21 protein-coding genes are annotated in these 21,045 nt (G+C 58.9%); 14 read left to right on the top strand and 7 right to left on the bottom strand.

Features of this window, described 5'->3' with window-relative positions; all coding sequences use genetic code 11:
• Window positions 1-19 precede the first annotated feature (19 nt).
• A complete protein-coding gene (locus ACWIEX_RS19795) occupies window positions 20-691 on the bottom strand; it encodes an HWE histidine kinase domain-containing protein (RefSeq protein WP_454034674.1) in 672 nt (223 codons plus the stop codon).
• A 308-nt stretch (window positions 692-999) separates the two neighbouring features.
• Between ACWIEX_RS19795 and ACWIEX_RS19800 the strand changes: the two genes are divergently transcribed.
• The 3 genes from ACWIEX_RS19800 (at window position 1,000) to ACWIEX_RS19810 (ending at window position 6,285) form a co-directional block, all read left to right on the top strand.
• Window positions 1,000-2,475 (top strand): right-handed parallel beta-helix repeat-containing protein, encoded by a 1,476-nt coding sequence (locus tag ACWIEX_RS19800; protein ID WP_454034675.1) that lies wholly within the window; start codon window positions 1,000-1,002, stop codon window positions 2,473-2,475.
• A gap of 387 nt (window positions 2,476-2,862) precedes the next feature.
• The gene (locus ACWIEX_RS19805; RefSeq protein WP_454034676.1) at window positions 2,863-4,845 is read left to right on the top strand and encodes an alkyl/aryl-sulfatase; all 1,983 of its coding nucleotides are present in this window, start codon (window positions 2,863-2,865) and stop codon (window positions 4,843-4,845) included.
• Between the two features lie 165 nt (window positions 4,846-5,010).
• Window positions 5,011-6,285, top strand: a complete 1,275-nt coding sequence (locus ACWIEX_RS19810) for a hypothetical protein (protein ID WP_454034677.1) — start codon at window positions 5,011-5,013, stop codon at window positions 6,283-6,285.
• A gap of 303 nt (window positions 6,286-6,588) precedes the next feature.
• Here the strand turns inward: ACWIEX_RS19810 and ACWIEX_RS19815 are convergent, their stop codons facing one another.
• Window positions 6,589-6,861, bottom strand: a complete 273-nt coding sequence (locus ACWIEX_RS19815; RefSeq protein WP_454034678.1) for a hypothetical protein — start codon at window positions 6,859-6,861, stop codon at window positions 6,589-6,591.
• An 851-nt stretch (window positions 6,862-7,712) separates the two neighbouring features.
• On the opposite strand from ACWIEX_RS19815, the gene ACWIEX_RS19820 reads away from it, so the two are divergent.
• Together ACWIEX_RS19820 and ACWIEX_RS19825 are read left to right on the top strand one after the other, a co-directional pair.
• A complete protein-coding gene (locus tag ACWIEX_RS19820) occupies window positions 7,713-9,065 on the top strand; it encodes a tyrosine-type recombinase/integrase (protein ID WP_454034679.1) in 1,353 nt (450 codons plus the stop codon).
• Window positions 9,065-9,394, top strand: a complete 330-nt coding sequence (locus ACWIEX_RS19825) for a helix-turn-helix domain-containing protein (RefSeq protein ID WP_454034680.1) — start codon at window positions 9,065-9,067, stop codon at window positions 9,392-9,394. The genes ACWIEX_RS19820 and ACWIEX_RS19825 overlap by 1 nt, the downstream gene beginning before the upstream one ends.
• Window positions 9,395-9,448: 54 nt before the next feature.
• Here the strand turns inward: ACWIEX_RS19825 and ACWIEX_RS19830 are convergent, their stop codons facing one another.
• Complete coding sequence (locus tag ACWIEX_RS19830) at window positions 9,449-10,573, bottom strand: bifunctional DNA primase/polymerase (protein ID WP_454034681.1); 1,125 nt, start codon at window positions 10,571-10,573, stop codon at window positions 9,449-9,451.
• A 36-nt stretch (window positions 10,574-10,609) separates the two neighbouring features.
• On the opposite strand from ACWIEX_RS19830, the gene ACWIEX_RS19835 reads away from it, so the two are divergent.
• The 6 genes from ACWIEX_RS19835 to ACWIEX_RS19860 all read left to right on the top strand — a co-directional run bounded on the left by ACWIEX_RS19835 (window position 10,610) and on the right by ACWIEX_RS19860 (window position 14,930).
• A complete protein-coding gene (locus ACWIEX_RS19835) occupies window positions 10,610-10,828 on the top strand; it encodes a hypothetical protein (RefSeq protein WP_454034682.1) in 219 nt (72 codons plus the stop codon).
• Window positions 10,821-11,342: a hypothetical protein gene (locus ACWIEX_RS19840; RefSeq protein ID WP_454034683.1), complete on the top strand. Its 522-nt coding sequence runs from the start codon at window positions 10,821-10,823 to the stop codon at window positions 11,340-11,342. Before ACWIEX_RS19835 ends, ACWIEX_RS19840 begins: the two co-directional genes overlap by 8 nt.
• A gap of 114 nt (window positions 11,343-11,456) precedes the next feature.
• On the top strand, window positions 11,457-12,923 hold the full coding sequence (locus tag ACWIEX_RS19845; RefSeq protein WP_454034684.1) for a DNA primase family protein: 1,467 nt from the start codon (window positions 11,457-11,459) through the stop codon (window positions 12,921-12,923).
• Window positions 12,924-13,433: 510 nt separating this feature from the next.
• On the top strand, window positions 13,434-14,090 hold the full coding sequence (locus ACWIEX_RS19850) for a hypothetical protein (RefSeq protein WP_454034685.1): 657 nt from the start codon (window positions 13,434-13,436) through the stop codon (window positions 14,088-14,090).
• Window positions 14,062-14,562, top strand: coding sequence for a hypothetical protein (locus ACWIEX_RS19855; RefSeq protein ID WP_454034686.1), 501 nt, complete (start codon window positions 14,062-14,064; stop codon window positions 14,560-14,562). The genes ACWIEX_RS19850 and ACWIEX_RS19855 overlap by 29 nt, the downstream gene beginning before the upstream one ends.
• The gene (locus tag ACWIEX_RS19860) at window positions 14,556-14,930 is read left to right on the top strand and encodes a hypothetical protein (protein ID WP_454034687.1); all 375 of its coding nucleotides are present in this window, start codon (window positions 14,556-14,558) and stop codon (window positions 14,928-14,930) included. The genes ACWIEX_RS19855 and ACWIEX_RS19860 overlap by 7 nt, the downstream gene beginning before the upstream one ends.
• 100 nt (window positions 14,931-15,030) lie before the next feature.
• Here the strand turns inward: ACWIEX_RS19860 and ACWIEX_RS19865 are convergent, their stop codons facing one another.
• Both ACWIEX_RS19865 and ACWIEX_RS19870 read right to left on the bottom strand, forming a co-directional pair.
• Window positions 15,031-16,380: a hypothetical protein gene (locus ACWIEX_RS19865; protein ID WP_454034688.1), complete on the bottom strand. Its 1,350-nt coding sequence runs from the start codon at window positions 16,378-16,380 to the stop codon at window positions 15,031-15,033.
• Between the two features lie 173 nt (window positions 16,381-16,553).
• Complete coding sequence (locus ACWIEX_RS19870) at window positions 16,554-17,324, bottom strand: hypothetical protein (RefSeq protein ID WP_454034689.1); 771 nt, start codon at window positions 17,322-17,324, stop codon at window positions 16,554-16,556.
• Window positions 17,325-17,707: 383 nt separating this feature from the next.
• On the opposite strand from ACWIEX_RS19870, the gene ACWIEX_RS19875 reads away from it, so the two are divergent.
• The 3 genes from ACWIEX_RS19875 to ACWIEX_RS19885 are packed head-to-tail and all read left to right on the top strand — an operon-like array spanning window position 17,708 to window position 19,137.
• Complete coding sequence (locus ACWIEX_RS19875; protein ID WP_454034690.1) at window positions 17,708-18,112, top strand: hypothetical protein; 405 nt, start codon at window positions 17,708-17,710, stop codon at window positions 18,110-18,112.
• The gene (locus tag ACWIEX_RS19880) at window positions 18,109-18,627 is read left to right on the top strand and encodes an HK97 family phage prohead protease (protein ID WP_454034691.1); all 519 of its coding nucleotides are present in this window, start codon (window positions 18,109-18,111) and stop codon (window positions 18,625-18,627) included. Before ACWIEX_RS19875 ends, ACWIEX_RS19880 begins: the two co-directional genes overlap by 4 nt.
• 12 nt (window positions 18,628-18,639) lie before the next feature.
• The gene (locus ACWIEX_RS19885; protein WP_454034692.1) at window positions 18,640-19,137 is read left to right on the top strand and encodes a hypothetical protein; all 498 of its coding nucleotides are present in this window, start codon (window positions 18,640-18,642) and stop codon (window positions 19,135-19,137) included.
• A 267-nt stretch (window positions 19,138-19,404) separates the two neighbouring features.
• On the opposite strand, the gene ACWIEX_RS19890 is transcribed toward ACWIEX_RS19885, so the two are convergent.
• Together ACWIEX_RS19890 and ACWIEX_RS19895 are read right to left on the bottom strand one after the other, a co-directional pair.
• Complete coding sequence (locus ACWIEX_RS19890; protein ID WP_454034693.1) at window positions 19,405-19,977, bottom strand: thermonuclease family protein; 573 nt, start codon at window positions 19,975-19,977, stop codon at window positions 19,405-19,407.
• Window positions 19,978-20,313: 336 nt separating this feature from the next.
• Entirely contained in the window at window positions 20,314-21,045 is a 732-nt protein-coding gene (locus ACWIEX_RS19895) for an SOS response-associated peptidase (protein WP_454034694.1), read from the bottom strand.

A 21,045-nucleotide genomic window follows, 5' to 3' on the forward strand; every position in this document is an offset into this window, starting at 1 on the left:
TTGCGTCGGAGTGCTGAGCCTACAAGTCCAGAGCTGTGGTGAGGACATACTCCAAGCCTTCTGGCGAGAGCCCCAGCGTCGAGGTCCCGCCGGTGATCGCTTTGCCGTCATCACACAAAATTGAAGTCCCGAACCCGCGCTTGCAGCTTCCCGTCGCTTGAGGCCCGTCCCGTTCAACCCATTGCAGGCAGAGGCTCGCGCGGGTGCTGTCGATGGGTTGAATGCTCCAATGGACCAGCACCTTGCCCGTCGGGCAGCTCAATGCTCCGTGCTTGACGGCATTTGTCGTCAGTTCGTGAATAATGATCGAGAACGACTGTGCAAGCCCACTACGGAGCCCGACGGACGGTCCGGTCAAGTCGAACTGATTGGAGCGGCAATACGGAGAAAGCTCAAGGCGGACGAGCTCCTCCAACGAGCAATGATCCACGCCTTTTCGTGTGGATACATCGGCGTTTGCGATAGCGCGAAGGCGCCCTTCCAACGCATCGCATAGTTCCGGCACTGTCGTACTACTCTCCGCTGTCAACTTGATGACAGACAAAACGAGCGGAACGAAATTGTCGAGACGATGCCGAAGCTCTTTGTTGTCTAGATTAAGAAAATAGAATTGATCGATAATATCCTCAACAGAATTCGGGCATGAGCTAGTTAACTCTCCATTGGAGTTGGAGACAATCTGAAACAACATGGAAAATGAATTAAATAGCTTTTTTGATTGCAATAAGTTTGAATTCAAACTCGAAAATTTCGAGCGAATCCTTAAAGTTGATCGCCTTTTTCCTATTACGGAATTTTTTTTATCTCTAGGCGAACTTGGACCCATGCGAAATCCTCGGCCGATGAACGTCGCCGCAGTTAATAGTATCTGATTTCCATCAATAAAACAATTCTAATGTGCAGTTAGGTTAACTCTCAGCTGCGCGATTGGTTTCACGCGGGACCTGACGCGCCGACGCCGGTGAATCCCGGCTTTGGACCACCCTGGAGGATGTCCCAATGGCGTCTCGCCGCATTTTTCTCCTCGCCGCTGGTGCCCTCGCGGCCTCAGGGTTTCATCGACTGGAGGCATTCGGCCAAGGATCGGCCGTGAGCGGTCGGGCTTCAAGTGCGCCTGCCCCGGGCCAGGCGAACGGAACCGGCCGCACGCTCTACGTCGCGCCCACCGGCGAGGACGGCGACTATCCGGAGCGAGGCACGGTCCAGCGTCCGTTCGCCACGCTTCCTCACGCCTTCGCCCACGCCGACGGCGGCGATACGATCCTGCTGCGAGGGGGGGAATACGGCTTCGACGGCGCCGCCGAAGGATGGCTTCTCGCTGGTCACGACGGAGAGCCGGGACGCCCGATCGTCATCGAGAACTATCCCGGCGAGTCTCCCGTGATCGACGGAGCCGCAATGAGGCCCCCGACAGGACGGTATCAGGCGTGGCCTTCGCGCACATCAGCCGGCGGGTTTGCGCTTGTTATCATGGATGCTTCCCACCTCACCCTGCGCGGGCTCACCGTTCGCCATGGCCCGATGGGCGGATGCTTTGTCAACGGCACCCATCACGACTTGTTGATCGAGCGCTGCGTCTTCCGCGACAATGGCTGGCTCAACAACGAATATGGCACCGGCCTGGGAATCCTGGGCAAAGGCGATCACAACGTTGTGCGCAATTGTGACTCCTTTGGCAATCGCGGCGGAGGGCCGGGCGCGACTGGCGGAAATGCCGATGGGATCTCGGTTTCACTCAACGACAGCACCGGAACCATCGTCACCGGCAACCGCGCCTGGCGCAACACGGACGACGGCTTCGACTTCTTCAACCCTTCGAGGGCCAAGGACAGCCTCAACGCCTCGCCATGCCTTATCGATCAGAACTGGTCCTTCGAGAACGGATACAACGCCGACGGCTCGATCAACACCAACGAGACCGCCGACGGCTGCGGCTTCAAGCTGGGAGGGCGGCGCCCGGGTGCCACCGGCATCTATGGCGGGCACATTGTGACCCGGTGCCTTGCCTGGAGCAACAAGACAAACGGCTTTGATGACAACGGTTATAATGGCGGGCTGCAGCCGCTGACCGTCTTCAACAATGTCTCCTTCAACAATGAACGCGGAGACGTTGGTTACGCTTTCATCATTCAGCATAATGCGAGCACGGTGCTTCGGAACAATATAGCCTTCACGGAAAGCGGCAGGCACGATTTCGACATCTCGCTTCTGTCCCAGTCGCACAATGCAAGCAACGGCGCGGCCCTGAGGTCCCTCTCGTCACCGAATTTCAACGTGTCCTTGAACGACTTTCAGTCCATCGACGATGCGATTGCGCGCGGTCCCCGTCAGGCGGACGGTTCGCTGCCAGTCTCGGGCTTCCTGAGACTGGCGAAGGGGAGCAGGCTGATTGGCGCTGGAAGCCCGCTCGGGCTGCCACCCAACGTGCCCTCGAACGGGGACGTTGTCAGTCTCGGGGCCTTCGAAGTGCCCTAGCACCATGCAGTGTCTGCCTCTGCTGTTCGCGAAGCTCCCGGTATCCGATCTCGTGATCCGGTGATCGCCTAGCGCGACGATCGCCGACCAGCCAGTCCCAATCTACTTCGCGCAAGCGTCATTCCGCCGGTAGAAACGGGCCGCAATAGCGGGTTTGGCGGCGAAAGCATCAGCTCGTTGAGAAAGGAGGTCCGCGATCCGATCATCGCAAGAACTCAGGAAAACCCGCCGCATGATTCCGGGCAATCCCTGATGTCGTTCAATTAGAGAGCGCCTTAAGGTCAGATGCGGATGAGGCCATGCTTCGTCGGCCAAATGGCCGATTCTTACGAGGCCGGATGAAGATCCGAGACATCCCATTCAAACGCACCCCGGGAGAAGAAGGTGATGTCGAAGTCTCGCTTGATTACCACCACCGCGCTCAGCATGATGCTTCTGGCGGGTATCGTCCCCGCAGCGCAGTCGCAGGATGCCCGCAAGGATGCATCGGCAGCGACCAAAGCCTACAATCAGCGGCTCCTGAACGAACTTCCCTTCTCCGACAAATCGGATTTCGATAACGCCAGGCGCGGCCTTGTCGCGCCGCTGCCTGCCGCAATGATCAACGGCACCGCAGGCAATTTGATCTGGGATCCTCAGAAGTACGGCTTCATCAAGCCGGATGCGGCGGCTCCCGATACCGTCAACCCCAGCCTTTGGCGCCAGTCGCAGCTCATCAACATCAGTGGCCTGTTCAAGGTCGCCGACGGGCTCTATCAGGTCCGCAACCTTGACCTGTCCAACATGACGATCATCGAAGGCAAGGAAGGCCTGACGATCGTTGATCCGCTCGTCTCTGCCGAGACAGCCAAGATCGGGCTCGACCTCTATTACGCCCATCGCCCGCGCAAGCCGGTCAAGGCGGTGATCTATACGCACAGCCACGTCGATCACTATGGCGGCGTCCGCGGTATCGTCAACGAGGCCGACGTGACCGCTGGAACAGTCAAGATCTATGCGCCGGAGGGCTTTCTGGAAGCAGCCGTGGCCGAGAACGTCATGGCCGGCAATGCGATGAGCCGCCGCGCCAGCTACATGTACGGCAATCTCCTGCCGCCCGATCCGAAGGGTCAGGTCGGCGCCGGCTTGGGAACGACCACATCCGCCGGAACCGTGACGCTGATCCCGCCGACCGACATCATCACCAAGACCGGCGAGAAGCGGGTCATCGATGGGCTGAACTATGAGTTCCTGATGGCGCCCGGCTCGGAGGCTCCGTCGGAGATGCTGTGGTACATCGAAGAGATGAAGGCCATCTCGGCTGCAGAGGACGCCACGCATACGCTGCACAACACCTATTCCCTCCGAGGCGCCAAGATCCGCGAGCCGCTGCCTTGGTCGAAATACCTGAACCAGGTGCTGACGATGTGGGGCGACAAGGCGGAGGTCATGTTCGCCCAGCACCACTGGCCATCATTCGGCAATGCCGACGTGACGAAGTTGCTGCGGAGCCAGCGCGATCTCTATCGCTTCATCAACGACGAGACCCTGCGCCTCGCCAATCACGGCTTCACGGAAGTCGAGATTGCCGAGAAGTTCAAGCTGCCGAAGAGCCTCGATGCCGTCTGGGCCAACCGGGGCTATTACGGCTCGATCAATCACAACGTCAAAGCGACCTATGTCCTCTATCTCGGCTGGTTCAACGGCAACCCGGCAACGCTTCATGAGCTGCCGCCGGCAGAGGCCAGCAAGAGCTATGTCGAGTTCATGGGCGGCGCCGCGGCCGTTCTCGACAAGGCCAAGAAGTCGTTCGACAAGGGCGAGTATCGCTGGGTCGCCCAGGTGGTGAACCATGTTGTCCTCGCCGACCCGAACAACAAGGCGGCGCGCGATCTCCAGGCCGATACGCTTGAGCAGATGGGCTACCAGGCCGAGTCGGGTCCCTGGCGCAACTTCTACCTCTCGGGCGCGAAGGAGCTTCGCGATGGTGTGAAGAAGCTGCCGACGCCCAATACGGCCAGCCCGGATACCGTCAAGGCGATGACGCTGGAGATGTTCTTCGACTTCCTCTCGGTGCGGCTGAACCGCGAGAAGGCGGGCGATGCCAAGGTCGCCCTGAACTTCGATTTCGGCAACTCGGGTGGAAAATACCTCATCGAGTTGGAGAACGGCGTCCTCAACCACACCAAGGACAAGCAGGCGAACAACGCCGATGCGACGATCACGCTGACACGTGACGTTCTCGACAAGATCATGTTGGGTGAGACGACACTGGACAAGGAGTTGGGCTCGGGCGCCGTCAAGGTGGCGGGCAACAAGGACAAGCTCACTCAGCTTGTTTCCTATCTCGACAACTTCGAGCTCTGGTTCAACATCGTCACAGCGAACTGATTTCGTTGTAGAAGCGCGGGCGGGCGGGCGCACAACCGCCCGCCCGCTGATCGGCCGCGGTCGATTGCCTTGATCAAGGTGGTCGCGTGCACCGGATGTACGAAGTTCCGGAGAGATCTCCATGCTCGACACGGTCGCTCTACGCTGGCGATTGCCGATCTACAGGTGATCGAGCGCCGCGACAGCGAGACGTGCCGATCGGATGAACAGCCCTTGATGGAATCAGAACGCTCGAAGCAGACAGCCGCCGCAACGCCGTTTTCAAACGACGCAGCGACTATCGGAGAATTTCTCGCCTCCCACGGCGGCCCGTTCTTCGACCTGCAGCATCGAATGAAACTCTTGCACAATCGCGCCCTTCACGTGGGTCGAAGGGCGCTTCTTTTCATGGCCATTGCCTGGGGCATACCCCTGGCACTAAGTCTGCTCGGGGATCGCGCCTTCAACTCCCCAGATGGCGAACCCTTTTTACTCGATCTCGGCGCTTGGGCGCGGTTCTTCGTCGCCATCGGCCTCTTCGTTCTGAGCGAAAGGCAAGTCGAAGAGCGTCTTCGCTCCAATCTCGCACAATTCGCTCGCGCGCCGATCCTCGATCCTTCGTGTTACGCATCGGCCGCCACTGCGGTTGGTGCCGCGTTGAGGCGCAGGGACTCCGGATACGCTGAGCTCATTTGTTTCGGCTTGGCCTACCTGCTCACGATCGGGACTTATGCCCGCTTCCATAGCGCTGAAACGTCGGGTTGGGCGATCTCGGTCTCAAGCACCGGGAGGTCTTTTACGCCCGCGGGCTGGTGGGCTCTGCTGGTCAGTACGCCGCTCTTCAGCTTTCTGCTTTTCCGGGGGCTCTGGCGCCACCTCGTCTGGGCTTGGTTGCTACGCCGCATTGCTTCCCTCAAGCTTCGCATTGTCGCCACGCATCCCGACGGCAAAGGGGGCCTGGCTTTTGTCGCTGACTATCCTAACGCCTACGCAATGTTCGTCTTTGGGGCCAGCAGCGCCGTTGCCGTTGCCCTCGCGCGCACAGTGTTCGAAGAAGGAATTTCCGCGCAGGCCTTCACGAGTGTGCTTATCGTTTGGCTCCTCATTGTGCTCGCCTTGTTCGCCTTCTCCCTCCAAGCATTTTCGGCCCCCCTCGCCGATCTGAAGCGGCGTTCGCTTGCAACCTATGGCGCCCAGGCAACGCGGTATTTCCGGCATAGCGAGAAGCAGGATCTTGGCAGCAATGTTCTGGTCGACAGCAAAGAGAGCGGCGAAATACCGGAGATCGCGGATCCGACCAAATCTTATGCTGCTTCAAGAAAGCTCTCTGTGTTTTTGCTCAGCCGAGCCGCGATTGTTCCGGTCACCTTTGCGGCGCTTGCACCTTTTGCGATCGTCGGCGTAAGTCAATTGCCTGTGAAAGAAGTCGTTTCCCTCCTCAAGAAGCTGATCATACTCTAAACCTGATAAGCTGCGTATAGCTCCTGCGCCCCGATGTCCGATGTCCGATGTTGGCGCAGGCAGATTGATCATCGCCGTCCGATGATACCGAGAGAAGTGAAAGGTGAGCGATCGCCATCCTCCTTCGCACATCATCGCGCCGCCCTCCAACCGAGCCGCCTGAACCAGGACTTCAGTCTCGTAGCAACGCGACTTCTTCAATACAATCGATCGAGAGCCGCCATCCATCATGCCAGAGCGGAAGGTCCGGTTTTGGGCAGCGCTCCAATGTCCGCCCATGGCGCATGCTTGCCTAACCCCAATCTATGGTTCACGAAATTTAACAGCACGATAGCCTAAGACCGGCACGAGCAATTCCCAGAGGCGCATGCGCTCTTCTGTGTCGACGCCAAGCGAACTGGCCATTTCCTGCACCAGCATCACGCGCTCGGCATCATGGCGCGTCTCGCCCCACGCCAGCGCCAACCGCGCCGAAGCCATGAGGCAATCGACCGGACGATAGGGACGTAAGCTCACCGCCGCCGCATGCACCGCACGGGCCAGCGCTGTGGCGCCATTCTCCGAAACCTCTTGCATCAGCCGCTCGGCTCTGCCGCATTCGCCCGCTCAAAATCGGGGTTATGTTTCCTCGGCCGGTTGCGGTCTGCCCGCGCGATCCGCTGAAGCAACCATTCCAACCGCCCGGCGCGAGGCCTGCCCCCACGCTTGTTCGCGCAGATGGCCGCCAGCTCTTCGCGATAGCGCTGCACGGCCACGGTCCCGCCGCCGTGCATACGGCAGCAATTGGCGCCGCGTACCCAGATGTTCTTGCAGCGCTGGCCCGTGCTGCAGATGACCTTGACGCAACGCAGCTCAGGCGGCGTGTGCGCGAACAGGCTTTCGGAGCGAAGCAGACCGTGGCCATGTGACGGGACGCGCATGCGGCACCGTACCACGGCAACGGAGCGGGGGTGCACCCTCCCCCCGGCAGGGGCCGATCAGGACACGCTCAGGACACGGCGCGCAGCCGTAAAGACCACTCAGGGGCCGGCACAGCGGATGCCCGCGAGGCAGCGCGCTCCGCGACTATATGGGCGGAAGCGGGGCGCGGCGCTGCCCTGTCCGAAAGTGGGAAAAATGGCGCGTTTAGTCCAGGCGCCTGCGCCGATGCGCGAAACGGCAATTGCCCGTGCGCAGGGGGCGGGAGACATGTGGCCGGATAGGCCCCGACATGCGCTCAGTGTGGGAAGAAAGTGTGGGAAATCCCGTCTTCCCACGACGCCCAGAGAGAAAGCTCTGCGCTTTCAAGGGCATAGAATGGCGCTCCCTAGGGGACTCGAACCCCTGTTTTCGCCGTGAGAGGGCTAGATTTCGGCCCTCTCTGTGAAGACCGGCGTGCAGCGACGCGCAAGCAAGTGCAGGAAATCGTTTATTTTTCTACCTAGCCCATGCATGGCTATGCATGGGCGTGCAGCGGCGTATCGCTGGACGCATTCTGGATCAAACTGGAAGAGGTTGAGATGGCCGGAGCATTGAAAGAGGCAGTGCTGACCACCCGTAATGCCCGCTCGAAACTGGCGCAGCAGAGCAAGCCGCATTGGCGCTCAATCGACGCCGAAGTTCATCTTGGTTACCGCAGGGGCAAGCGCGCTGGCGTGTGGGTGGTTCGATGGGCAATCGGCGGCGGCAACTATCATCAGGCGACGGTTGGCACTGCTGACGATGAGATTGCGGTTGGGACGCTCGGCTACGATGCGGCCGTGCGCCGCGCCGTCGAGATTGTCGAGCAGGTGCGTAAGGACGCCGCTGCCGCAGCGGCCGGGCCGGTGCCGACAGTCGAAAGCGCCGTTGAAGCTTACATGACCAAGCGCGATGCCCGCGACAGCCGGCGCAAGGGGCGCGAGGTCAAGTCAGACGCCCGAAGCCGCCTGACGATTCACGTCCTCGGATCGACGCTTGCCAAAATCGAGCTGCACAAGCTGACGGTCGCCGATCTAACCGGCTGGCGCTCCGGGCTGGCCGGCAAGGCTTCGTCGCAGCAGCGAACAGTCAATGATCTCCGGGCAGCGCTGAACGATGCTGATGCGAATGGCTCGCTTGCAGCTCTCATCAAGACCGGCTTCAAGGCGCCCGCGTTGGAAGATGATCATACCGAGGAAACGGCCCGCGAAGGCCAGATACTCGACGACAAGCAGATTGCCGGTCTGCTGACCGCCGCGCGCAAGGTCGATGCGTCGGCGGGATGGGAAGGAGACTACTTCCGGCTCGTGTTGCTGATGGCCGCAACTGGCGCCCGCTTCAGCCAGCTTGCCCGGCTCCGGATCAGTGATTTTCAGCCCGAACGTAATCGAGTGCTGATGCCCAAATCCCGCAAGGGCCGAGGCAAGGCCGGCTCGACACCGATCCCTCTTGGCCCCGATGTCATTGCAACGCTGCTGCCGATCGTCGGCAAGCGCGCTGCCGATCAGCCGCTGTTGGAGCGTTGGCGGTCCAAGCAAGTCGCGGGCAAGGTTGCGATGTGGGAGCGCGATAGCCGTGGCGCATGGTTGAGCTCTTCCGAGATGCTACGGCCATGGGCCGCCACCGTCGCCAAGGCTGAACTGCCGGACGCTATCCCGTACGCGCTTCGGCATAGCTCTATCGTGAAGGGCCTGCGGATGAACTTGCCCGTCCGGCTCGTGGCCTCGCTTCACGATACCTCTGTGGCTATGATCGAAAGGCATTATGCCAAGTGGATCGCGGATGGCCTCGAGGACATCGCAGCTCGTGCGATCATTCCGCTTGTGCCTACGGAGGGGTGATGGCTCGGATTTCGATCAATGACGCGGCAGCTCGGCTAAATATCAGCCGACGCTCGGTCTACAATCATATCGAGGCTGGCAGGCTCAAGACCTTCAAGGACGGCTCGCGCGTCTTCATCTACGAGGCTGGCTTGCTGACGCTGGAACGGGGAGAGCAGCCAGTCGAGACTGAAGAGCCTCTAGGCCATCTCTCAAGCGCCGCTGACGCCGATGAGGCTGGCCGGGCATGGCGGGCAGCAGTCGAGGAAGGGAAGGCGTTAGAGTTCCGGCAGCGGGCCGCCGACATCGATGCTATCGCCGAGGCCGTGACTCAGAAGCTCCGGGCCTAGCGATAGGTGCAGACACCGGCTTTCCAATTTGTGCAAGATTCAAGGCGGCGCCTTTCATTTGAGATGAGATGGCGTGGCGAGAACAATCTTCAGAAGTCCACGCGGATGATTTCGCGCGCCTTCTATCGCACTATCTACTGTTGCTCTGATTTTGTATTCTTCTGCCCCATTAGGGTTCCAAGCGGTCGCGGCAGCCAAGATTTGGCTCCGAACAGCATTTATGTCGCATCCCCAACCCCAAGCGATCTGAAATAGCCCAAAGACCCGGTCATTGAACGCTTGGTTGGTCCAGCGCTTGTAGGTGCGGAATTCATGGCAGGCACGCGCCAGCGTCGACGCCCAATAACTCCTTTCGTGGCCGGTCGGCTCCTGCCCCTCGACATAAGGCAGGTAGCGACGGCTCTGATCCGAGCCATCGCCTATCGCCCCATTGGCCCCTATGCTCTCACGAGCTGCCCGGATCAGCGCGAGCAGGCTTTCTGGCAATGGCGGCAGAGTTGCCCCGGCCACGAATGGATCGCCTGCCAGCGGCTGGTAGCGACGGCCGTCAGCCCGCATCGTGCCGCATGCGATGGCATAGCCTTTGCCGGCCGCCCGGATGTCGATGCCTGCTGGCAAGCCCTTCTTGGAATTGCCGACGATTTCAGGATGCGGCGCAAAATGCAGGTGAAGACCGCTCCCGGCCGTCTTGCTCACGACCCAGGACTCGCGGCCGGGCTCATCAGCCGTCAGAGCAAGGAAACTAGCCACGCCGTCAGCCTTGCCGGGGTGTCGATCCAAATCGACGATGATCCGATCTGCGACGACGATCGCCGGCAACCGCTCGCTGGCGCTCTTTGGATTGCGATACTGGCGCCAAGTCGCGTGTGTATCGGTGAGCCATGAAGGGGCCATTGATGGGGCTCGGCTGTTCTCGGCCCCCCATTTGCTCACGGGGTGCTTATCCTCACGGCACCAAAAGACTGGCAGGCCGAGGTTATGCCAGCGCAAGGCGCATGCGAGGTTCGCCGCATGGATTTCATCGGAATCGGAATTCTTCATATCAGTGTGATCATAAGTTTTCATAACTAGTGTGATGCTCCTCAATCGATTTTTGACGATTTTATCTTGCAGCGCGACGAAATTTATGCTTGCGCTGCCATCCATTAAGCTTATAAAATTTGAAAATAAGATCGGCAAGCAAAATATTTCAGCTTAAATCAAAGGAGACAACTAATGCAGACTATCGCAAAAGAAACTAAGGTCGTTCTTTCTGGAAATGTCCCGACATCGACCGCTGGTCTTCTTGAGAAGGCCCGCCGCCAATATGCGACGACCCGGTCGCAACTCATCGCGGCCATTCTGCGCGAGTGGCTAAGCGAGCGCTACGAGGACCGGAAGCTCACGGTCGCTCAGTTGCTCGGCGAAGACGACAAGGAAGAGGCTAATGCCTAGCACCTGCTCCTATCGGCCGGGGCTCAACCTTGCCATGCCGCCGTGCCCGTCGATCAATGACACTCTGCGCATGCATGAAGTTTCGATCCAGCTTGCCGGCCTCAAGCGCACGCTGATCGCGTTGTATGCGCGAAATGTTAGCGTCCAGGCTGCAATGCAGCTCAAGGAAGCGCTCGCCATCAGCAGCGATCATACCGGCGTCCGAAGCGTTAGCGGCGGCGAGCCTTGGATGGTCAACTGGCTGAATGCCCGGATCGATTGGGATCGCGTCAATGAACGTCTGCTTCAACAGCGCGCTTGGAATGCCACGATCAAATTCAACCGCATGCGACGTGAAGTTATCGGACCACTGATCGACGACTACCGCGCGCCCACCGTCACGGTCGAGGCGGGCATAGTGACCGTCGAGTGGCTTGATAAGGAATGGGACGAGGAGTTCGCTGAGTTCATCGCACGCGAAGTCTTGGATGCCGTCATTCCGGAATGGGCCAAAGAAAACCCCGCGCAGTTGTGAGCTGAGCGGGGCCTTATTAGCGAAGGCCACAAACGGCCAAGCAGAGAAAGTAAGCATCTCTCGCTTAGCATGGCCTTCGCTTCAATGCAATAGATTTTGAAATTGGAGCGAGTAATGTTTGGTCATGATTCAGATCGATTGCAGCAGGAAGCAGCGCTTAATGATGCCTACATTGCTGCTCAGCAAGCCGCCGCTGATTATGCCGCCGCCGAAGCCGCACGGATCGTCCTGAAGCGTTCGGACTTCAAGCATACAGCTGATGAATTCCTATCGCGCTGCGCTGACCATGGCACGATTTACCGTTATTGGCGCGGCACATTCTACGTCTATCGCTTGAACCATTACGAGCCACTTTCGAATGACCTCTTCGAGACGAAGGTTCTCGGCTTTTTGAATGCTGCCGAGGTTCGCGTATTGAACAAGACTACCGGCATCTACGAATTCGAGCCTTACTTGCCGAACAACACGCATATATCGAATGTGGTCACCCAGCTCAGGGCGGCTTGCAGCCTCGCAGACGATCAACAGCTTGGAGGCTGGATCGGTCGCGACGATGCTCATGACTGGATCGCCCTGCGCAACGGCATTTTCCGGATTTCCGACCAGACACTCTACAGCTACAGCCCGGAATTCTTCGGACTCGGCGTAAGCAATTTCGATTTACTGCCGAAGCATGAGAGCCGTTGCCCGGCATGGCTGAAGTTCGTGCAAGAAATCTTTCCAGATGACGTCGAAGCGCAAACCACGCTTCAGGAGACGCTTGGCTATCTCACCTCAAGCGATACGTCGCTGCATAAAATCATGGTCCTGACCGGCGCCCCGCGCTCCGGCAAGAGCACGATCCTTCGTGTCCTGAAGCAGCTCATCGGCGAAACCAATTACGGGGCCAGCGACTTGGTTGCGCTTGGCAGTCGCTTCGGCCTTGCACCGCTCGTCGGCAAGAAAATCTGCGCCATCGCCGATGCGAACATGCATAGCAATTACGAGAGCGCCACCGCCGCCGAGCGCATGAAGAACATCTCCGGCGAGGATACGGTCGACATCGACCGCAAGAACCGCGACACGATCGCCATGCAGCTCACCGCCCGGATCATCCTAGCGTCGAACGAGGTGCCGAGGCTGAAGGACGCCTCTGGCGTCATCGCTCAGCGCATGGTCCTGCTGAAGTTCGGCGTCAGCTTCACCGGGCGCGAGGACCATGGTCTAGGGGCCAGGTTGGGGCGGGAGCTGTCCGGCATCTTCTGGTGGGCGATGGAAGGCTACCTGCGCTTGAAGGAGCGCGGCCGGTTCTTAATGCCAGAGAGCAGCAAGGAAGCGATTGAAGACGTCGAGGATGCCGCTGACGATGTGATCGGCTTCGTGCGCGACTGCTGCAAGGTCGAGAGAGGGCTAAGCATTTCGACCTTGCAGCTTTATGTCACCTACACTGCCTGGACCAAGCAACACGGCATGAATACGCAGGATAGTGCGCGTTTCGGAAGGAGCTTGAAAGCTGCATTTCCCACCGTCAAAAAATGGAAACCAAGAGATGCGAGCGGTAAGCAAGTGAGAGAATACCAGAATATCGGATTGAACAGCTGATCCCAGTTGATCCCAGTAAATTCGGAGAAATCATGACAGGAGTATGGAGAAACTTCATACCGAAAATCGCCTCTGATCCCAGTGAGGCCGCCTGATCACTGGGATCAGCCATCTCGTTCCCAGGAAATGATAGGAGAACGTTTTAGCTGATAGCTTACTGGGATCACTGGGATCACTGGGATCAAGCATTGAAATCATTGAGCTTTTTCGATTTCGAGCTACTGGGATCAACTAGGATCAACCGGGATCAGACCGCTACCATATTAAAATCATTGAGCTTTTTCATCGGTATGAAATTCGGCCATTCTTGGCGCTCCGCGAGCCTCCCAATGGCCCCTTTGCCAAGGACCGAAACCACTTCCGAGGGGCTGCGCTCCTCGCCGGCTTCCAAGCATTCGCCCTAATACGGCGAAACAACGAAAAGCCAATACTAATAAAGTCAATAGCTTAGATCGCATTTTACTGCTATTGGCCAGCAAGGCGCTAGATTGGCGCAGTTAGGTTGATGAGATGAGCGCACCTAGCAATATCCTGAGCGACGAGCTGGACCTTGATAATCGTATGCGTCGAGCTGCGATCATGACCAAGCTCGCCGAGCTAGACATCTTTGAGCAGGTTCTTCGGCAAGCCAGCGATGATGCACTCTCCCTGAGCGGCATGACGCAGCTCAGTGCCGAGGATCGCATGCAGCTCGGTCCAGCCCGCGCCAAGCTTCAGCAAGGCGCCCCGCTCACCCCGGAAGAGGCCGAGGCCGTCAAGCGGGCTGGCCGGCAGTCTGAGCAGCTTGGCCGGGCGCTGCGCCGCAAGACGCTCCGGACGACGCAGGCCAGCAGCGTGCAGCTCCTCACGCTCATGGCGCACTCGCCGATCTACAAACAGGAGGATCGGCTGCGGGCGATGAAACAGCTTGAGGATATGCGAGCCGCCAATCCGGGTCTTTCGGCCGGCGAGGTCGAAGAGCTGCTGAAGCTGCCGCTGGCGGAAGCCTTCGGCCGTATCGGCGAACTGATGCTGAGCGGCGAAATCCCGGTTGAGCAGGTCGAGCGCATCCGCCGCATTCTCATCGACCGGACGCATGCCGAAAACCTCGACCTTCAGGCCAAGTATGGCGAGGGCCGCATGATCGAAGGAGGCGGCAATGCACAGCCTAAAGCTGCGACCGCGTGAGTTCGCCGACCTAGAGCAACGCATCAAAGTTGCGCGCGGCCTGCATCGCCATCGCGTCACGATGAGCCGCTATTCGCACCTTGGGTCGCCGATCAGCCTCGACCCGCATCGCAATGCTGATGATGTGCTGGCCCATATCAATCTAGTGATCATCCCGCAGGGCTTGCATCTCACGCCTGATGAGGCAGTCGTCCCGCAGGCCCCGCGCATCCCGCTCCTGATCGGTCCTCCGGAGGCGCCCACCAAGCCGATATTCGAGGCCAGCCCGCTCATGGACGCTCCGAGCAAACCCATGGCCCCTATGGCAGCCACAGGCCCGCATCCGCCGTTCAGGCCGCACCCTAATGCCGCGCCGGAGCCTGAATTCGATGAGGATGGCGCGATCGTCGCCGGAGTCGTCAAACGCACCGAGCTTGGGCCGCCCCCCGGAACCCGTCGCTATGAGGAATGGAAGAGGAATACATCATGGTAAGCCCGCTCACCGCAGCATTCGAGTTCTTCGGTTTCGGGCGCAAGCCGAGGATCAGGGCCGACGTTGCGATCAAGCTGATCAAAGAGCAGATCGCGTATGATCGCCGAGCCCTCGACCGGGAGTTGGCGCCCATGCAACGCTTCTGGATCAAGAACCATCTGGCTAAGGCTGAGCTGCGGCTTGCCGAGCTTCAGCATACCGCCTCAACTGAGCTTGCAGAGGCCGAGGCCCGCCGTCGCGGCTCCCTCGTGAGGGGCTGGCTATGGGGCAGCCAGGACGATCCCTACAGCCCTGCCGCTGATGCCCAAGCGCCGGAGCCGAAGCCGCAGCGACTGCCGGTCGCCCCGCCCCTGCCGAGCCATTGGTAAGCTGTTCACCGGCCCCATTCTGGACGACGCGCCATCAGGCCAATAAATGCGGGCAAGGTTTCGCCGTATGGCGGCGGCACAGCGCCATTCGCCCCGATGCCTATGGGCGCTTCACCATGCTCGCACCTGGTTCGATCAAAAGCGCGTAGTTGAGGCATTTCACGAGGTGATGAAGACGATGCACCTCGCGGAATAGCGCGAGCAAGCGGTGCATATAATCGAGCAACTGAATCTCTCGTTTCTTCTCCCGCTCCATACCTTCCAGTTTCGGATAATAGGTAATGATCTGCGTCACATCGTCGTATTCAATTTTGTTGTGCGCGATAGCATTCCTCAGCTCGTTATCATGAGCGAGCGGGTCGATTGTATGCCATCCACTGTCTAGGTCTTGTATCTTATTGCCCAGCGCAACGTCGGCATATGCGTTCAATGACGCAGGTGATAGCTGCTTTCCGCTCTTGCTGGTTCGCAACGCGAACGCGTTGTGGTCTCCGCGTTCGATGAGATTGCCTATTCCTGCCACCAGCACCAACTGGCGGCTCAATACCTCGGCCATATCTTTATAGACCTCACGGTATTCAATGAAATCATGAGAGCTGACGCGCATCGCCGTCTTTCCAGACGCATACGTTTTGTCGACATCCAAAAAGAGAGCCGGCCGCAGCGGCAATTCAGCGTCGAAGATTGGCTTGTAGACTTTCAAGCAATCACGTTGGAGGTTCGTTAGGAAATTCGTATCGAAAAGCTCCTGCAAGAAAGCGGCCATCGCAGCGTTCTTATCCTTCATGAGGCCAGACACGTTTTCGAAATATTCCTGAACGATCACGCGGCTATCGTCCGGCAATGTGAACGGCAGAGTATAATTACTGACGACCGTATAGAGCGCAGCGTTTATGTCTTCAATTTTTTTAGATTTGACCTGAATTTTGAATCTAGATTTCGCATACTCACAGAATGGCCCGTAGAATCCCCTCGTATATTTCGATATTAATTCAACGACATGTGGGTATTTCTTGTATTGCTCATTGATGATGGCCAATCTTCTTCGATGAAAGACGGCCGAATCAGCCCCCGAACGCCCAACCGCCTGCATGAATGGCGTATTACCGGGGACGTATTTCCCAAAAACAACTGGAAAATCCAAATGCAAATCCACAAAGTCGATCTTTGGATCGAACATACCATCTAGGACAACTTCAGATGCGTTTGTAATCGTCCACTTAACGCCCTGATCCTTCCGATAATCCTTGGATTTCTTACTGGACAGAATTGCTTCAATAGCTCGAATGTCTAAATTATCGGCGCCACGAGCGTTTATGTTAATCCCAATGATGCTTCCACATCTTCTACAAGAAAACTTTAAGGACTGAAAATCACGATTACTCATACCAACGCGGCAGTTCGTCTGATTTGTGCATTCATCGCACTTCAAAGACATGTTGATATTCAATGGTCGCCCCCCACGGCCTGCCCGAATTATCTCAGGTAAATTCAGCGATGGTTTTGGTCAATCCGGGAAGCAGAGCCTACGAAATCAGCCTGCAACATCCTCGCCTTTGCAGGGCGAAACCACTCCCCAGGTTTCAACGGCTTAGCTCGTTCGTTCCAGTTTCAGGTCAGAAGCTACTTCCAGAGGATTGGCCGCTTTGTTTCCGGATCGGTCGGCCCTTCCCAAAACTCGTCCGTCGCGAGCGGGCGCTCCCCCACGCTCTCGTTCTCGCCGAACAGGCCGTTAGGGTAGCACTCCCCGAGAAGTTTCTGATTAGCGGCGTAGTCCAGCTTACGGTCCTCTCTCGCGTGATGTTCAAGCTGGATTTCGCGCAGGTTAGTTTTTTCGAGAGCAGCGAGCGCGTTCCTATATTGCTTCGCCGGCATGTAGCGGTTGAGGTAGTCGAGGAACTTGGCGGCGGCTTCGGCGCGCTTACGGGTCTTCTTTTTGCGGGCCTTCGCCACCTTCTTAAATTCTTCGTCGGCCTTCTTTTTCCGAGCCTCCACATCAGCTTCGGTGAAATCGGCCACATTGGCCATTTTGGCCAGCTTCATGTATCGCGTGGACGATCGCACCGGCAGATAGGGGAAAGCAGCCTGACGCCAGTGGGAGAATTGGCCATGCTGAAGGTAGACTTTCGCCTCATTCAGTATTTCGCCAATCCGCTGCAACCGGGGCTTTGCCTCTTGGTATAAGTCCCAGATTTCGCGCTCTTTGGCCTCTGCCCAAACCCGTTGCTCGTCGGTAAAGCCGGAATAGGAATATACCGACTGAAAGCTCGGCTTGCCCGCTGGCGGGATGATCTGGCCATGAAGAGCAATGGTCCTGTTCAGCTTGTCACGCTCTTCCGGCGTCAGGACGTAGCCACGCTCAGGGAACAGCCCGCCATCGTCTTCTTCGCCCATCGCCACCTGCCCTAGCGGTCGGAATCTACGCCGCATGGAAACTGATTAGGGCTCTTCCCTTCCAAACAAAAGCACACGATCGCAGAACGCGCCGTCCCACGGCGAAACCAGCACTAGGCAACCTCTAGCGAAATCAACGATTTAAGCGCATCGCGGGTCGGCTCGTTCAGCTTCGGGCCAGACCGTAGTCTCTCGGCACCCAATCATGGCCCCTCTACCTTCGCAATAATTCGCAAATATACCTAAAATTCTTGCGTGCCAAGGCAAAGCATCTCTGATCCTTAATAGGAAAGCCCGCCCTTGCGGCGAGCATCTGCGTCCCATCGGGTCCGTTGCTGAGGCAATTACGGCTCCAAGGGATCACTGATACCTTGGATCAGGCCATGAAACTCTCACGCTCTCAGTTCGAAAAGCGTATCTCCTCTGGCGATTATCTTAACTCTCGCAACAAAGCGTCCCGCGTAGCTTCATACATTCAGCGGAAGCTTCAGGGCAAGAGCGCTGAAGCGTTCATGTGCTTGCTTCCCGGCCTCATGAACACCGCCGATGTGCCGAGCTTCAGCATCGGCCGCGAAGTGCTCAATCTCGCACAGGCATGGCTCGGCAATGTCGAGCTGCCGGAAGAGCTGAGCGCTCTGGTCGAGGATCGCACGGCGCGCTTTGCCGCTCTCGCCAACGATGTCGCCCGCGAGGCTTTCTTTCTGACGATACGTACCGAATTCGGCGCCAGCCGGGAGACGGTGCTGTTCATCGTCAATGCCCTGCTCAAAGAGGAGTCGGGCAAGTGATCGTCCACGGCATCGCTTCCACTTCCTCGCTTGACCTGGTTGGCTCGATCATCGTTGCCGGCGCCTTCGATGCCTCGATCCGTGAGCGTGGCGCTGAAAACATCCCGCTCCTGCTCAGCCATGAATTCAAGCAGCCGGCCGGGCGCATCCTTGCCCTGTATCAGCAAGACAACTCGCTCCGCATCATCGCCAGCGTCGACCGCAAGATGGCGGGTGTCTCGGCTCTGCTCGACAGCCTGAAGGATGGCGAGCAGGCCGGTTTCAGCGTCGGCGCCGTCGACGTTGTCGGGATGGAAATCGGCCGCGCCACAATCATCACGCGGGCTCGGCTCACCGAGGTCAGCCTGACGAAGCATCCGGCCAATGCCGAATGCCTGATCACCTTCGCAGACCGCAACGAGCATCTGTGGCCGGAGGACTATCGCGAGATGTTCGCGGAGCAGGCCGCAGCGACAGCTCGCTACGCCGGCCGCTTCGGAGACTTCTTCAAAAAATATCCGATCAAGTACGCATAAGGACCCCGCCAAATGTCCCGTCTGAAAGACGACATCATCAGCCTGACCCGCGCCGAGCGGGTCAAACTTGCCACTGCCGCAGGCGTCAATCGCGACGATCTGATCGACTTCGCGGAACTCGGCCTCAGCCTGACCGACGAGCAAATCGCCACGCTCACCGCATGGCATGCCATCCACGAGCTGCGGTCGATGTTTAATCGCCCGCGAATGGAGGGCTTGGTCGCTTCGCTGTCGGATGCCACCGGCATCACGCTCTTCGAGGCCAATGCATTTGCGGCCAGCGAAACCGATCTGGACGAGGCGAAGCGCAAGGCCATCCGCGACCACTTCATTGGCAATCACCATGGCCCCTATTGCCCGACCCTCACCGCGATGACGGCTCAGCCGACCAATGGCGGCTTGCCTGATACCATCGCCCGGCGCGGCGCAGCTCTCCGTGAGCTGAACAAGCTCTCGACCGCCGAGCTGGAAGCCATCGCCACCAGCCTGAAGGGGCGCCGCGCCGCCTGACACGCTCGCTGGCCGAGCCTCTGGCGGGCATGCGGCCAGTTGATGGCGCCGGGAGCGGGATCGCTTTCACCGCTCCCGGCAGCCTCCAAGCAAATCGAAGGAAGCTGTTATGCGCAGGCCGCTGACACGCTCGGCTACGGCTGGATGCCTCGCCAGAAATCTTGTTCTGCGGGTGTGCCAAAAATTTAGCCGGGCCTTCTGTCCCGACACCGGTTGCGATGAATAAAGGCGTTCCGTCGAGATTGTCCCGCCGTCGCAAGCATCTGGTCAGCACCATGGACGCCGGCGTCCCGTCCATGGTCGAGCAAGCCCCTCGGAAACTAGGATGCCGCCGATCGATTCCGAGCCGCGATATGCCACACGGAGTAAACGCCCATACTGATCTCGGTCGCGGCTCTCATAGCTGGCGAGTTCGAAAGAAGCGCTCGAAAGAAGCTCGGCCAAGCGCAGCTTTGCTCGCTCTCCCAATGCGCGCTCGCTGGCACACTTTGCGCCACCGATCTCTGGCGCATCAATGTCGGCAATCCTGATCTTCGACCCCCGATACCAGAACGTGTCACCGTCGACGACGCAATCGGAGGGGCGACCGCCACATAGTGGAAAATGCGTCGCCATCGAAGATATCGACGATGAAGGTCTGATGACCTCAATCTCGCTCACGGCCGGACCTGAGGCACGCGACTGAAACGGCTCAGTCAGCGCCAGCCTTACCCGATCAAGCTGATGAGGCGAAGGCGTTAGCAAGCCCATGCTTGCGCCCATCGACACAACGAATGCACTGACGCAGACGATCGCCCATTGAGCTTTGCTCATGTTGGCCAGATCCCGACGAAATGACATGGCCGTTCCTCCCCCGGGAAAGACTGCCATTTTCATCTTAACCCCGCCGGAACCTGAGTAAGACGTTTTGAGCCTCGTAATGCAGGTTTCGTAAAGCGACGCGAGATAGCCCCAGCGTCAGCTTGGGAAGCGGTAGCAACACTCTCTACCGCAAGCCCCGCGTTCCCCATCAGCGGCCGAGCGGCATCATCCAGACAAGCGCGCCGGCCACGACCCAAGCCGCCGCCACAAGCGCCGCCTCTGCATGCCGACGCATCGCCTTTCGCCACGAGGGCAACGCCGCCCGCCTTGCCCGCTCCTCGGCATTGTCGTGTCCGATCTGCTGCCAATGGCCCATCAAAACAGGTCGCCCTGCTTCGGCGGTTCGGGCGGCGGAGGCTCAGGCGCCGCCGCCGGCTCAACGGGATCGGCGAGCGTCGGGTCATCGTCGGGCGTGCGGCTGCTATTGACGCGGGTCGACACGATCCACTCGCGCAGCTCTGGCGGCGGCTCCATCAGCAATTCCTTGCCGCCGCTGCCGTCCAACCAGGCTTGAAAATCCTTTGGCCGCAGCATCGCTGGCATACGGCCGTGGATCGCCTCCATCCACTTGTTCGCCGCACGGGTGATCATTGTGCAGGAGATGATTTCCTCGCCCGCCTGCGTGTCCGTCCAGCGATCCCATAGGCCGGCGAAGCCCATCAGGCCGCCATCTGCCGCGCTGATTCTATGCGGGATGCGCTCGCCCTTCGGGCCGGTCCACTCATAGAACGCACTGGCTGGGATGATGCAGCGGCGCTTGCCCCACGCTGAGCGGAAGAAGGCGCTGGTGTCCGCGCCCTCGATCCGGGCATTGAACGTAGAGCCGGTCTCGCGCGCCGTCTTTTTCCACCAGCCGGGGATTAGGCCCCAGCGCGCCTTGCGCAGCTCACGCTCGCCAGCCTCGTTCAACACGATCATGTCGATCTCGGTCGTCGGGCTGATGTTGTAGCGCGCTCGGAGATTCGGCCGATTGGCAGGCACCGTCAGCGGCTGGCTGAAAGCCACGATCTCGTCCCAGCTATAGGCTTGCGAAAACCGACCGCACAT

This window comes from Allobosea sp. NPDC055353 (assembly GCF_053644975.1).

Coding starts and splice junctions, on each gene's coding strand:
- ACWIEX_RS19870 (WP_454034689.1), bottom strand. CDS start 17,324: ATGGGCGAAGAAGACGATGGCGGGCTGTTCCCTGAGCGTGGCTACGTC.
- ACWIEX_RS19820 (WP_454034679.1), top strand. CDS start 7,713: ATGCATGGCTATGCATGGGCGTGCAGCGGCGTATCGCTGGACGCATTC.
- ACWIEX_RS19850 (WP_454034685.1), top strand. CDS start 13,434: ATGAGCGCACCTAGCAATATCCTGAGCGACGAGCTGGACCTTGATAAT.
- ACWIEX_RS19855 (WP_454034686.1), top strand. CDS start 14,062: ATGCACAGCCTAAAGCTGCGACCGCGTGAGTTCGCCGACCTAGAGCAA.
- ACWIEX_RS19875 (WP_454034690.1), top strand. CDS start 17,708: ATGAAACTCTCACGCTCTCAGTTCGAAAAGCGTATCTCCTCTGGCGAT.
- ACWIEX_RS19895 (WP_454034694.1), bottom strand. CDS start 21,045: ATGTGCGGTCGGTTTTCGCAAGCCTATAGCTGGGACGAGATCGTGGCT.
- ACWIEX_RS19815 (WP_454034678.1), bottom strand. CDS start 6,861: ATGCAAGAGGTTTCGGAGAATGGCGCCACAGCGCTGGCCCGTGCGGTG.
- ACWIEX_RS19840 (WP_454034683.1), top strand. CDS start 10,821: ATGCCTAGCACCTGCTCCTATCGGCCGGGGCTCAACCTTGCCATGCCG.
- ACWIEX_RS19805 (WP_454034676.1), top strand. CDS start 2,863: ATGTCGAAGTCTCGCTTGATTACCACCACCGCGCTCAGCATGATGCTT.
- ACWIEX_RS19890 (WP_454034693.1), bottom strand. CDS start 19,977: ATGTCATTTCGTCGGGATCTGGCCAACATGAGCAAAGCTCAATGGGCG.
- ACWIEX_RS19800 (WP_454034675.1), top strand. CDS start 1,000: ATGGCGTCTCGCCGCATTTTTCTCCTCGCCGCTGGTGCCCTCGCGGCC.
- ACWIEX_RS19825 (WP_454034680.1), top strand. CDS start 9,065: ATGGCTCGGATTTCGATCAATGACGCGGCAGCTCGGCTAAATATCAGC.
- ACWIEX_RS19835 (WP_454034682.1), top strand. CDS start 10,610: ATGCAGACTATCGCAAAAGAAACTAAGGTCGTTCTTTCTGGAAATGTC.
- ACWIEX_RS19845 (WP_454034684.1), top strand. CDS start 11,457: ATGTTTGGTCATGATTCAGATCGATTGCAGCAGGAAGCAGCGCTTAAT.
- ACWIEX_RS19795 (WP_454034674.1), bottom strand. CDS start 691: ATGTTGTTTCAGATTGTCTCCAACTCCAATGGAGAGTTAACTAGCTCA.
- ACWIEX_RS19860 (WP_454034687.1), top strand. CDS start 14,556: ATGGTAAGCCCGCTCACCGCAGCATTCGAGTTCTTCGGTTTCGGGCGC.
- ACWIEX_RS19885 (WP_454034692.1), top strand. CDS start 18,640: ATGTCCCGTCTGAAAGACGACATCATCAGCCTGACCCGCGCCGAGCGG.